This window comes from Treponema sp. OMZ 790, from assembly GCF_024181285.1.
GTDB lineage: Bacteria > Spirochaetota > Spirochaetia > Treponematales > Treponemataceae > Treponema_B.
Window position 1 is genome coordinate 1,874,554 of the sequence record NZ_CP051201.1, and the last position, 12,247, is coordinate 1,886,800.

The 12,247-nt window shown below is 37.2% G+C and carries 10 protein-coding genes and 1 tRNA gene; 2 read left to right on the forward strand and 9 right to left on the reverse strand.

Annotated features, from left to right (window positions below):
- Window positions 1–33: 33 nt before the first annotated feature.
- The 5 genes from rpmG to E4O01_RS09135 all read right to left on the reverse strand — a co-directional run bounded on the left by rpmG (window position 34) and on the right by E4O01_RS09135 (window position 5,175).
- Window positions 34–204 (reverse strand): 50S ribosomal protein L33, encoded by a 171-nt coding sequence (rpmG, locus tag E4O01_RS09115; protein WP_044977405.1) that lies wholly within the window; start codon window positions 202–204, stop codon window positions 34–36.
- 40 nt (window positions 205–244) lie between these two features.
- Window positions 245–317, reverse strand: a tRNA-Thr gene (locus E4O01_RS09120).
- Window positions 318–473: 156 nt separating this feature from the next.
- Window positions 474–1,883: a hypothetical protein gene (locus tag E4O01_RS09125; protein WP_253691874.1), complete on the reverse strand. Its 1,410-nt coding sequence runs from the start codon at window positions 1,881–1,883 to the stop codon at window positions 474–476.
- Window positions 1,880–3,019, reverse strand: coding sequence for an HlyD family secretion protein (locus E4O01_RS09130; RefSeq protein ID WP_253691876.1), 1,140 nt, complete (start codon window positions 3,017–3,019; stop codon window positions 1,880–1,882). Before E4O01_RS09130 ends, E4O01_RS09125 begins: the two co-directional genes overlap by 4 nt.
- Window positions 3,016–5,175 (reverse strand): peptidase domain-containing ABC transporter, encoded by a 2,160-nt coding sequence (locus E4O01_RS09135; RefSeq protein ID WP_253691877.1) that lies wholly within the window; start codon window positions 5,173–5,175, stop codon window positions 3,016–3,018. The genes E4O01_RS09130 and E4O01_RS09135 overlap by 4 nt, the downstream gene beginning before the upstream one ends.
- A 135-nt stretch (window positions 5,176–5,310) precedes the next feature.
- Between E4O01_RS09135 and E4O01_RS09140 the strand changes: the two genes are divergently transcribed.
- Window positions 5,311–6,387: a hypothetical protein gene (locus E4O01_RS09140; protein ID WP_253691878.1), complete on the forward strand. Its 1,077-nt coding sequence runs from the start codon at window positions 5,311–5,313 to the stop codon at window positions 6,385–6,387.
- Complete coding sequence (locus E4O01_RS09145; RefSeq protein ID WP_253691879.1) at window positions 6,387–7,088, forward strand: LysM peptidoglycan-binding domain-containing protein; 702 nt, start codon at window positions 6,387–6,389, stop codon at window positions 7,086–7,088. Before E4O01_RS09140 ends, E4O01_RS09145 begins: the two co-directional genes overlap by 1 nt.
- A gap of 56 nt (window positions 7,089–7,144) precedes the next feature.
- Here E4O01_RS09145 and E4O01_RS09150 read toward each other — a convergent pair whose 3' ends face one another.
- The 4 genes from E4O01_RS09150 to E4O01_RS09165 all read right to left on the reverse strand — a co-directional run bounded on the left by E4O01_RS09150 (window position 7,145) and on the right by E4O01_RS09165 (window position 12,046).
- On the reverse strand, window positions 7,145–9,475 hold the full coding sequence (locus E4O01_RS09150; RefSeq protein WP_253691882.1) for a polysaccharide deacetylase family protein: 2,331 nt from the start codon (window positions 9,473–9,475) through the stop codon (window positions 7,145–7,147).
- Between the two features lie 11 nt (window positions 9,476–9,486).
- On the reverse strand, window positions 9,487–9,669 hold the full coding sequence (locus E4O01_RS09155; protein ID WP_253691883.1) for a hypothetical protein: 183 nt from the start codon (window positions 9,667–9,669) through the stop codon (window positions 9,487–9,489).
- A gap of 14 nt (window positions 9,670–9,683) precedes the next feature.
- Window positions 9,684–10,292: a hypothetical protein gene (locus tag E4O01_RS09160; protein ID WP_253691885.1), complete on the reverse strand. Its 609-nt coding sequence runs from the start codon at window positions 10,290–10,292 to the stop codon at window positions 9,684–9,686.
- Between the two features lie 77 nt (window positions 10,293–10,369).
- A complete protein-coding gene (locus E4O01_RS09165; RefSeq protein WP_253691887.1) occupies window positions 10,370–12,046 on the reverse strand; it encodes an ATP-binding cassette domain-containing protein in 1,677 nt (558 codons plus the stop codon).
- Window positions 12,047–12,247 lie beyond the last annotated feature (201 nt).

The window sequence follows — 12,247 nt, forward strand, 5'->3', positions numbered from 1 at the left end:
GTCCGCCGCCTTAGCAGATACGGACTTATTCGACTACTTTATCTTTGTTTCCTTATGCAATGTATGCTTGCGATCAAAAGAACAATACTTCATCAATTCAAGTTTACCCTGAATGTTTTTTCTGTTCTTAGATGTAGTATAATTCTTTCTTTTACATTCGCTGCATTGAAGAGCTATGAGCTCTACAGCCGTTTTCTTAGCCATTACTTTACCCTCCGCAAAATTCTAGGTCTCGTTTCCGAAAAGCTCCCGAGCAGAATTGAACTGCTGACCCCAACCTTACCATGGTTGTGCTCTGCCGACTGAGCTACAGGAGCAAATACCCATAAAACAGGTTCAAGCATTCTATCAAATCAGCTTTTTTTTGTCAATAGCTTGATGCGGAATTTTAGCTAAATTAGACCAAAATCAGACATTCCCCAAAAAGAGAATGTCTGAAATTTTAAAGAGTAAATTTAAAAAATTCTTCGGAACTAAAAGTTATAAACTTGCAATATTTTTAAAATATAGGACAATCTTTCTGCATAATAGTTGATTTTTGTTTCTTCCAAGAGATTTTTTGCGGCAGATAATTCGTGCATACTGGTCCTGCCCTGTTTATGGAATTCTTCGGCAAGAGTGTAATATTGTTTTTGAATTTCGAGGGCAGATTTTGCCATTCCCTTTATAAAACGGGCTTCTTCAATATTTTTTAATCCGGTTCTTTTTCCTTCTTCAATTTTGTTTTTTAAAAAAGATTCATCCAAATCATTGATCTCTTTTAAAATCTTAAAATTTTTGTTCAATTTAAATTCGTCATGAAAAGGAGATAAGTTTATTCTTAAATTCATAGACACCGACCATTTGATTTGCGGATTATCTTTCCAGCAGCCCATAAATGCGGCGGGAAAAGACGGATAATAAGCTTTGGCAGGTTTAAAGTCTACATTACACGAAATAAAAAAATTAGGAATCTTGGATCGAAAATTTTGCACAGATTGAAGCCACGATGTTTGATGCCTTAAAAGACTTGTCTCATCCCCGGCCGAAGCCGTATTTTGCAGATAAAAAACAAAATTTTCAAAAAATTCCAGCCAAGAATCAATATTTTCGTCAAGATCGGTCAATTCCAAGCCCATAGCCGAAATTTCACTTATAAGAGCATCATAACTTTGCTCCGTTTGAAAAAGCAAAATATCGTTTTGCCTCATTTTTTTATCCATTTCGGAGTATTCCAAAACAGAAAGTTTTCCCTGCGAAAACAAAACTTTGTTTTTTTCGTTTTCTTCGATATTCCATTTTTGGATATTTTTTAATAAGGCAATCTTTTTCTTTAAAATTTTTTCGGAACCCACGGCAAAAAGGATTTTAACAATCAAGTCTTTTTTCCCCTTATCCTTTTCGAGACTGTAAAGCCGCTTTTTTTCCCGATAAAGATTAAATTCCTGCTTTATAAAATCGGAAACGGCCGATGGAGCCATAAACCATAAGGGAACGGATAAATTAGCCCCGGAATCGAATTTATATGAATACTCGGCCTGACTATCAAAAAAAATCCCGTAAGATTGCTTTCCGATAATGTTTAATTTTATACCCAAAGGAAGTTTTTGACTAATCCCGAAAGACACATCAGTATCAAAGGATTTATATAGTTTATCGATTTTTACACCTGAAACCGATGTGTTTAAATCCGCATAAGGAGACGGAAACCAATTTGCAAATTCCGAAAAAAGAAGCATCCGATTTAAATTTGAATCCAATTCAATCCTTTTATACTGAGGATTTTTTTCGATTAAAGGATTCACCTTATCAAAAAATGCCGGCATCTCAGAGCCTACTCCATGTTCAGCATAAAGTGAAAGCAAAATAACAACAAAAATCATTTTTAATAGAATTTTTTTCATTTTACCTCCAACCTTTTTAATATAAATGAAAGGATTGAGCCCGTCTGAGTGACTATCGATGCTTCGGTATCCAAGCCGACTTTTAAAAAATGCGCCATGCCTTTTTTGTCTGGCAGAGTATTTCCGTCCAATTTTACAAAAACAAAATACTCGGCATTTTTTGCTCCTGACGATACATCGGGTAGGATTGTTTCAACCAACCCGTCAAGGCTGCCGAATTCGTGGTGGGGAAAGGCAGGAAATTTTAAGCGGACTTTCATATTTTCTTTTATCAAGCCGGCTTTTGATGACGGAAGCCGTAGAACGGCCCTTATATTTTCACTTGTTGAAGGCACAATTTTTAGAATTTCTTGACCGCTAAAAACGTTGTCGCCGCAATTAAGGGAAGAAAGCTCTTGAATCTCGCCGGAAATAGGAGCATGAAGGCTAAAAAGTTTTAAATCTTCCTGCACTCTAAAAAGGGAATTCTTTAAATTCTCGTTTTGAGCCTCCAAGGCTTCTTTTTCTCTAAGAAGAGAATGAAAAAAGGAATTTTTATATTGTTCCAAATCACTTTTGCTCTTTTCAACGTTCAAATTAAGAATTTCAAGCTTTTTACTTGCCAAACTAAAATCGGGAAGGGATTTTTCTTCTTCAAGCAATCCCGTATTTAATTCCAAAGTTTTTTCCAAATTAGTTTTTACCGAAAAATAATTTTCCATATGCTTGTAGGCTATTTCCCGTTCAGGGGGCACAAGCATTACATCTTTTTCTGCACTTTCGATACAAAGGCCGGCATCTTCGATCTTTTTTTCGAGCTTAAATATAAGGTTTTCAATATTTTCTCTTTCTTTTTCAGCAAGACTGTCATCAATACTTAAAAGGAGGTCTCCTTTTTCTACATATTGGCCGGAAGTAAAGTAAATGTTCTTTATTTTTCCTGCCGTAAAGGTTTTAACAAAAGAAATATTATCGATGGGCCGAACCATGCCTGACGCCCTTACAACTTCTTCCTTTTCGCCTAAAACAATCCATCCAATAGAAAAAACTGCAAGGAGACAAATAATAAAAACTACAGAACTGAAAATCCCGGTTTTTTGTTCATGCAGAACCTCTCCTGTATAGGTTAAATCTTCAACGTACAATATCGATTTCATGCTACAACCTCCTCTTCCTTGTTCTGTGTTTCCCATAACCGCGAATAAACTCCGTCTTTTTCGAGTAAATCGGCGTGGGTTCCCGATTCGGCTATTTCACCCTTGTCAAATACAAATATTTTGTCGCAATCTTTAATGGTGCTTAACCGATGGGCTATGATTATAAATGTCCTGCCTGAGGCAATTTCTTTTAGAGTATTGAAAACCTGTTCTTCCAAAATTCCATCGAGGGCAGAAGTAGCCTCATCCAAAATCAGGATAGAAGGATTGTGCAAAAGAATACGGGCAATGGCTATACGCTGTCTTTCTCCTCCCGAAAGGGTTGTGCCGTGCTCGCCCACCATCGTATTGTACCTGTCGGGAAGAGCTTCGATAAACGAAGAAGCACCTGAAACCTCTGCGGCAGAAATCATACGTCTGTAATCCCCGTTTCCCGAACTCCAATTTATATTTTCCGCTATAGTTCCCGAAAATAAAAGAATTTCCTGCGGTACATAGCCTACCTGTTTTCGGTAAGAAGCCGTCTTCAAATCTTTGAGATTGATATTATCTATAAAAATATCGCCTTCTTGCGGAGAATAAAATTTCATCAAAAGCTTTGCAAGAGAAGTTTTTCCCGAACCGGAAGCTCCGACAAAGGCAACCCTCTCCCCTGCATTTATGCTCAAATTTATTTTGTTCAAATTTTTAAAATTCAAATCATAACCAAACGAAAGATTTTTTATGTCGATTTTTCCTGAAAGCCCGTCCGTTTCAATTTTTCCGTTATCCAAATTTTCTTCGGTTTCTTCGTCAAAGATTTCGGCAAGCCTTTCGGCGGCAACATAGGCCTCTTGAAGCTGAGGTTGAAGGGTCAAAAGCCGTGCAAGAGGATCCAAAAAATAACCTGAAAGGATAACAAACGAAATAAGCTGCCCCAATGACATAGAACCGTTTAATATGTTTAAACTTCCAAGCCAATAAATAGCCAATGTTCCGCATCTTCCGATAAAATTTTGAATACTGTTTTGATAGTTTGAAAAAGTTCCGAAATTTATGCCTTTGCGGATAGCATTTACAATCTTAAATTCAGCCCGCTCAAGAGCCTTGGATTCGGCACATAGGGCCTTTATCGTAGAAATTCCGTTAAGACTTTCGACAATACATGAATGTTTTTCGGCTTCGGCTACAGCTCTTTTTCTTATCTTGACTTGATAAGGCTTTGCATAAAACCATACCAGAATTGAACTTATTATGACGGGAACAATAGCCGCAATGAGCAGATTGGAGCCCAACGAAATCAAAAAAACGGAACCGAAGATCAACATCAAAGAATCCAAGACTACGGTTAGGGCTGTAGCTGAAATAACCTGTCTTATTGTACCCGTATCATTCATTCTTGCAATAATTTCACCCGTCTTTTTTTGGGTAAAGAACCTCATGGGCAGGTGTAACACATGTTCAAAATACCGATAAATCAATGCCATATCTATTTTGTAGCTGATATGCATCAATAACTGATTTCTGGCAAGCCCCAAAAGGCTTCTAAATATGATTACACCCAAAAAACCTATCGAAAAACTTGTAAGCGAGTCATTCAAATTGGAACTTAAAACTTCATCGATTAAAAATCGAAAATAAAAAGCACTGATGATGCCTAAAAACGACAAAATAATACTTGCAGCAAGAATTTCGGCGCATATTTTTTTGTGCGATTTTAAAATGGGTAAAAAGCGCATTAAGCCCCTCGATTTCTCATTTTTTGCGGAAAAATCGGGAGCAGGCAAAATAATAAAGAACACACCCGTCCATAACTTTTTAAAAATTTCTATATCGGTTTTTTGATAGCCCATAGCAGGATCCGCCAAATAGACATATTTTTTATCCCATCGGTAAACGACGAGATATAAGTTTTCGTTCCCCCTTGCTATGTGCACAATACAAGGCAGCGGAATATTTTTGGGAAGCTCCTTTGTGTCCGAAACAGCACCTCTGCATGAAAAGCCTAAAGTTTCTGCAGCGTGAATTATTCCTAAACCGGAATTGGCATTTTTATTCAGCGTCAAAATTTCCCTTATCTTATCTATTTCGATAGATTTCCCGTAATGCCTGCATATATTGGCAATACATGCAGCCCCGCAATCAGCTTGATTCGTTTGTAAAATAATATTTTTCATATATACCTCTCTATAATTCTTATATCTTTTTTTTGCAATAAATAGTAAATTTTAAAAAAATAAACAAAAATAACTTAGAGCTTGAAAAAAATAAAAAAAAGGGGTATCATGGTTAATATAAATTGGGAGGTATTAATGAAAAAAAATCACAAACTGATTATTATGCTGTTTATCTTTGTGCCGATTTTGTTTTCGGCATGTACATCGAAACAAAAAGCACAAGATACTCCGCCTAAACCTGCAAAAATTGAAGAGGTAAAGCCCAGTGTTGCTGAAACGGCGGATACTATGACCGAAACCGCTGATCCGGGCATGACTACATCCGACCCTCTTCTTACCGAGCTTAAACTTCTTCAAGGTGAAAACGGAAAAGTAAACAAAGCCAGAAAAAGAGCTATAGAACTTGGTGCCGATAAAGCTCATGAAGAACTTTTTCAAGTTCCGGAAAATATAAAGCAGGAAGCAGACTCTGAAGCACAAGCAGGCAATTATAAGGCCGCAATTGCAAAGTACAACGAAGCAGTCACCAGATATGATACTCTTTCAAATCTAATGAATTCGGCATCTTTACGGGATGAGATAGAAAGCAACAATTTTGCCGGATATTCTCCCACAGACTATGTCGAAGCCGAAAGATTTTCAATCAACACGGTGGATCTTTACCAATTAGACTATAATATGGCAAAAGAATCTTCCGAAGATGCTCTAAAACTTTATAAAAAGGTAGTAAACAAGGGATATTTTGAACTTACCAAAACATCCAGAGACATTGCAAAAGAATATAAAGAAGACTGCGACTCGATTAAAGTTGCAAGAAGCCGAAAGGAAGAATACAACAAGGCTGTTCGAACCTATAATCGGGGAAAATCGGCTGCCGATACGGCAAATTATAAAGAAGCCTATCAATCCTACAATGAAGCGGCAAAAATCTTTGCAAAACTATATGAAGAAGTTTCTTTAAAACGGGCTGAAGCCGAAAAAGCTATGGCTGAAGCAGCAAAAAGACAGCAGGAAAGCTCTGATTTGGCATTGGAAGCCGATCAAGAAGCTCCTTTGACCGAGGCCGGAGAAGGCTTTAACCAAGGAGAGCTTGATTTACAGGATCTTTCTACTCCCGAAACCGGAGCACCCGTTGAAAATATCGATACACAAAATGACGAATCTGAAAGCACGGGAAACAACCAACGAGATAATGCAGAAGGAGGCCAATAATGAAAAAATTCGGAATAATCTTAATATTTTTACTGGTTTTAATACCTCTTTTTGCAGTATCGTATGACGATAACGAATATCAAAGAAAGAGCCGGGCTTATACCGAACTTGCAGCAAAGGCCTATGATGAAGGAGACTATGATGCTGCAATAGAATATTCTAAACTTGCAGAAAGCTATGCACAGCAATCATCGGAGTTTATTCAAAAGATGCTGGCTAAAACCGAAGCCGAACAAGAAATGAACAAGGCGCGTACCAGATTTACTTGGGCCAAGGCAAACGGAGCCGAAGAAAAATATCCCGATGCCTATAAGACGGCAGAAGAAGCCTTAAATGCAGGCGGCATAGCCTTCGATAACGAAAACTATGATGTTGCAGTCGTATGTGCCCAAAGGGTAATAGATGCTCTTTCTGTAGTCAAGGGAAAAGATGACACAGGCCTTGCTGAACTTCCTTCTCAATATAAAATTAGAACATGGAGAGGAGAAAGGGATTGTTTATGGAATATTGCAGCCAAAAAGGAAGTATATGGAAATCCGTTTATGTGGCGAAAACTATATGAAGCCAACAAGGATAAACTTCCTGATGCAACAAATCCCAACTGGGTCGAACCCGGTATAATTTTAACAATACCGTCCGTTAAGGGAGAAAAAAGGTCGGGACTCTACGATCCTTCAAAAACATATAAAAGCTTTAAATAAAAATTAAACTAATATGAAAAAATCCCCAAAATCTTTTAGATATTGGGGATTTTTTATCAAGAACCCATCAAAGTTTTAACATCGGTAATCGAATATCCCATTTCGGTTAAAACATCGATTAAAAGCTGCAAATTATAATAAAGATAATCGCCTCGGTTTGACAGGGTTTTACCTATACGTATCGGTACTATTGAGCCCGGCTGAACAGTCTCTGCTATATCTTCAATTAACTCGGCAGAAGATTTGTAAAGGTAAGGAACAGCCGGCTTTTCATCAGGGCTAATCCAATCGGAAAGACGCACATCAGGTGAAATAAAAATATAACCGGCATTTTTCCCGGCACCTATAATAAGAGAAGAAGCAATGTAATGTGGTGTATGCCAAATAAGCGAAAGCTCGGAACCTGTCAAAGAATAAAAATTATCCTCATTACGGGCAAGCCCCTGTTTTATAAAGCCTTCATCTATCCGATAACCGGTATCGTTTAAATTCCATGTAGTAAAGAAAAGGGAGCCGCATTGATGTCCGCTTTTTACAATCTCTTTAACGGCATTAGGATTTTGCCTCATCGCCTCGCCGTTTATAAAAAAAGTCGCACCTATATTGTTCTTTTTTAAGGTATAGAGAATGTTTGCAATTCCGTCCATATCATCCATAGCATCAAACACTAAGGCAATTCTTTTTTTTCCGCTTCGGCTTCCATGAGAAAAAACGGAAGAAGAATTGGTACTTTCAAGCGACGGCTTTTTTTGAGCCATATCCCGCAAAAAGCCTCCGTCTTCCAAAAGCGGGCGAGTTATAAAATCTTTAAGCCGGCGGATATAGATCATGTTTGCAAAATATCCGGAGCTTGAATCTATATAAATTCTATCCGAAAGATTCGAATTCTTTTTTTGCATAATTTTTTTTGCGGAAAGACTCCATTTTAAATTTGAAGCATATTGTAAGGTTTCAAAACTGCCTGAATCATGACTGCCGATCTTTGAGGTTATCAAAATTTCTTTACCTGAGTCAGACCAACTATAATCCTGCATTGACGAAACTGAAATTTTTTTCTTGCTTGAGCCGGAAGGGTTATCGTTAAGGTTATATTCGTATATATAATTTTCGCCGCCCAAAAAAACGGTAAAATTATTTTTCCAAACGGCTGTGACAATTTTTTCATCGGAAAATACTGTGAGTTTTTTCCATAAATTTTTGCCGTTTTCGCCTGCTTGTGAGGTGGAATAAAAAACTATCCCCTCCTCTTCTTTAAAAGCTGCAACTTCAAAATTAGGAGAAGCGGCAAGAAACGAGCTTTTTTCGATAATGGGAATTTTTTCAAAACTTGAAGAAGACGGAAGAATTTGCCATGCTCTTAAAATTTTTGTTCCATCGGCAAGACCTTCGGCAAACACGATGGGAGTGCGGCCCTTCCAATGCACCGATACTTCAGCCGTATTGCCGGGAAGCAATAAATACGGAATAGAATCTGAAGAGTACACATTTACGTAATCGTCTCCATCCAGTTTAATGTAATAAACATTTCTTTTTCCTTTAACGAAAATTGCAGTCCTGCCGTCGGGAGCTATAAAAATAGAATCAAAGGCAGGAGAAAAATCCGAAGGTATTTTTGCCGCAAGTTTTCCCACCGAAAATAATGGTCCGTAAAAGGCCTTTGTAAAAAGCTCGGTGGAAGAAACCTTATAAAAAGCATTCCCCGACAAAAAAATAAACTCCGAAGAAGAAATCCATCTCAAGTTTTTTATTTTGCCCTTAGAAAGCCTTCTAAAATTCTTATCGGGGAAAGAGGCAGCAGAAAACCACTCAGGTCTGGCAAAGTAAATCATGCCGGCATCTTCATATAAAATAATCTTTGAATCGGGTGACCAAGAGACCGGAAGATCATTTCGGACATTTTTTTCGCTCAATGTATATCTTCGGCCGGTATGGGTATCGGTCAGAACAAGCCGTCCGTGAACAAGGGTAACGGGCTCTACCAGAGTAAGCCATCTTCCGTCGGGACTCGATTTTATATTGTTGAGGGCGCCTATCTTTGAAGAATTGGATGCCGAAAGAGGCTCAAAATCGGAATGAGAATCGAAAACTCCTGAGTTGAGGTCAAGTCTTATAATGCCGAAGCGGTTTGAAACTTGCAAAAATTTATTGTTTCCTAAAAGCTGTAATTTTTCGGGAAAAAAAGTAAGTTGTTCTATCTTGTTGTTTTCATGCGAATATTTAAAAAGGGTTTTATACGAATAGCCCTCATAAGCATCCGCCTTTATATCGAATAAAATATCGCCTTCCGTATTGATATCTGCGGATTCAAAATAAAGCTCGGAATGAAGGTTTAATAAAGCAAAAAAAATAAAGCAAACCGGTAAGGCAAATTTTAAGTTTTTCTTCATAAAAATCTCCATTAATTTTCCGTCAATATATTTGAATGAGTATTGATAATATCGGTTAATTCTTCTTCAAGTTTTTCTAAAGATTCTTCCATTTCGGCTATCTTTTTTATAGCGATTTTTTTTTGCATTTCGCCTATTTTACCGAAAACTTCGTCTATTCCTTCATAGCTTGAACAAGTTTCTGTTTTACTCATTTTAAATACCCCTTTTAAGAAATAAGAGCAGTGATATTCTTCCTGAATTCACCCGATGTGATTTCACCGTTGATAAAGCTTTTTATCTCCTGTTTGACTCTCATCGGAAAACGGCTCCAGTATTTTTCAGTCCAGTTTCCCATCGCCGTTTTTAGCTCATCGTTTTCTTTTGCACTCATTTCGCCTATGCTGTAAGAAACAAATTGCAAAATCATTCCATATAATACATCGGCAGGAATCCCGTCAATCTTTCCGTTTTTTGCAAGAGTTTTTATTGAACCGTCATAGGAGCCTTGTTCGGGAATCCAAGAGTCGATAAGAGCCTTCATCTGACCTTCGGAAAGTTCGGGAGCTTCTTTTAAAAGCATATCGGCAGCAAAATCGCGGAAGGTATGGCGCACACCTTCAAGACTAGTCTGAATTGAGCGGTTTATGGATTCAGACATCTGTTTTGCCATATTTTCGGGATTTATAGCCGACAAGGGATTTGCATGAGACTTTTCTTGTGCCTTTCGCTCCAAGGCAGCCGAAATAACCTCTATTTCCCTCTCCCCGGCCCTGTTTAAAATATAATCTACGACAGCAAAAAGCTCTCGTTCCGTATTTTGCATATCATTAGCCATGTCTTTAATTATACACCTTTTTTAAAGCTTTGAAAAGGGAGGAAATTTGGAGAAGAAGAGGAGAAAAAGTTTTAGTTTTAAGCCAATATCTTATTTAAAAAGCTTTTATTCATCTTTGCTTCTTCATAAGTGCCGGAAAAGATTTTGCCGTCGGTTTCAATAGAAACTACATGATCACAAAAGAATTCTATTTCTTCTATATCGTGTGAAACTATTATGCAAGCTTTGTTTTTGATTAAATTTTTTAAAAGCGGAAATATTCTCCTTTTTGTGAGTACATCTATCGAAGTAAAAATTTCGTCGAAGATTAGGTAATCGTATCTTTCTGCATGGAAAAATATACGGGCAATATTTATCAGCCTCTTTTCTCCGCCTGAAATGTGTTTCCCGTCTATACCTAAATCTCTTCCTTTTAAAGAACCGAGCTGTAAAAGATCAATTATTTTTTCTGCAAGGTCTTTGTTATGGCAGCCCAGCTCGATATTTTGAATTATATCGGCATTTAGAATATAGGAGTCTTGGGAGATATAAAGAATTTTATCGGATAATTTATAATCGTATGGATTTGTATTTTTGTTAAACACAAAAACATTTCCTGTCATCTTGTCCCGTCCCAAAAGAATATTTAAAAGGCTCGACTTACCGGGACCGGAAACACCGAGCAGAGCATATTTTTTGTTCAAGCCGAAATTTAACCGGTCTATAAAAAGGCTCCGTTCCTTATCGATCTCTAAATTTAAACCGGAAATATCAAAGAAAAAATCTTGCGATTTATCTTCTATCATAAGTTTTTCTTTTATGTCCTCTTCTTCCATCAAACTTAAAATTTCATCGGTACTTTCACAGGCTCCAAAGTAGGCTTGACTAACCGAATCAAGATCTCCTAAGACCGAAGTCAGCTGCGAAAAGTATGCGATCACGGTTACCAAAAGGCTTAAAGACAAAGAACCGGCAAAATACATCTTTGCAGAAACTGCCATAAGAGCAACCGACAATAAAGGCAATACATAAACGGGAACAAGGCGGTAAACGGTATCCGAAAATAAATCGGTTTTGCGCACGCTGTCATTTACATGGTTTATTGTGTTTTTTATTCTTTCGTCTTTTTCAATTTTAAATAAGGGAAAGCTCCGAAAAAGAGTTGTCATCGAAAGCGCCTCTATCATTTTTGAATGAAGAGATGCATAAGATTTCATTGTTTTTAAAAACATCGGAGAATAAAATTTTCGGTTAATAAAATAAGCACATGTATAAAGGGCAAGAGCCGCAAGACCTAAAAGGCCGAAGATATAAGAATATGTAAAAAGGATTACAAGAATAAAAATATAGCGCACAACGCCCATCAGCTTATTCATTACGGAAGGCACAAATAGCGAAAGAATTGAGCCGACTGAAGCGTCCATAATATTTTCATAGTAACCTTGCCCGTGAGTTTTAATCGTTTTTTCGGAATGTTTAGAAAGTGAAGAATAAAGACCGTAGCGCAGGGCAGAGTCAAAGCGCATATGCACCTTACCGAATACCCAACCGACAAGGTACTCAAAGATGAGCGAAAAGCAAATTACTCCTATATAAGTAAAAAGCACTTTTGAAGGATTAGTATTATTTTCAAGATTAGAAATAAAGGTGCCGTAAAGTTTAGGGTAAATAAGCGAGATCAACGACACAAGCGAAAAGATAAGCGATATAAAAGCACAAGAATAAATATGTTTTTTTAAATTGTACATCGAAATTATTTTTTTTAAACTTTGCATTTAAATCTCCTTTTGCTGTGATTGAGTATATAGTATACCCCCCCCCCTCAGATTTTTGTCAACACCTAAAAATTTTACTATAAGCCAAGGCTTTAGCTTCGCAAAGATTTTTTTAATTATACAAATTACAAAAGATACCCAATGTATTTTGGTACATTGGGTATCTTTTTATCTCGGAAAAGGAGTTGCTCAATTACAAAA

Bases quoted from the DNA above. Each gene is read 5' to 3' on its own strand.
- E4O01_RS09135 (WP_253691877.1), bottom strand. From the start codon at position 5,175: ATGAAAAATATTATTTTACAAACGAATCAAGCTGATTGCGGGGCTGCA.
- E4O01_RS09125 (WP_253691874.1), bottom strand. From the start codon at position 1,883: ATGAAAAAAATTCTATTAAAAATGATTTTTGTTGTTATTTTGCTTTCA.
- E4O01_RS09155 (WP_253691883.1), bottom strand. From the start codon at position 9,669: ATGAGTAAAACAGAAACTTGTTCAAGCTATGAAGGAATAGACGAAGTT.
- E4O01_RS09130 (WP_253691876.1), bottom strand. From the start codon at position 3,019: ATGAAATCGATATTGTACGTTGAAGATTTAACCTATACAGGAGAGGTT.
- E4O01_RS09150 (WP_253691882.1), bottom strand. From the start codon at position 9,475: ATGAAGAAAAACTTAAAATTTGCCTTACCGGTTTGCTTTATTTTTTTT.
- E4O01_RS09140 (WP_253691878.1), top strand. From the start codon at position 5,311: ATGAAAAAAAATCACAAACTGATTATTATGCTGTTTATCTTTGTGCCG.
- E4O01_RS09160 (WP_253691885.1), bottom strand. From the start codon at position 10,292: ATGGCTAATGATATGCAAAATACGGAACGAGAGCTTTTTGCTGTCGTA.
- E4O01_RS09145 (WP_253691879.1), top strand. From the start codon at position 6,387: ATGAAAAAATTCGGAATAATCTTAATATTTTTACTGGTTTTAATACCT.
- E4O01_RS09165 (WP_253691887.1), bottom strand. From the start codon at position 12,046: ATGCAAAGTTTAAAAAAAATAATTTCGATGTACAATTTAAAAAAACAT.
- rpmG (WP_044977405.1), bottom strand. From the start codon at position 204: ATGGCTAAGAAAACGGCTGTAGAGCTCATAGCTCTTCAATGCAGCGAA.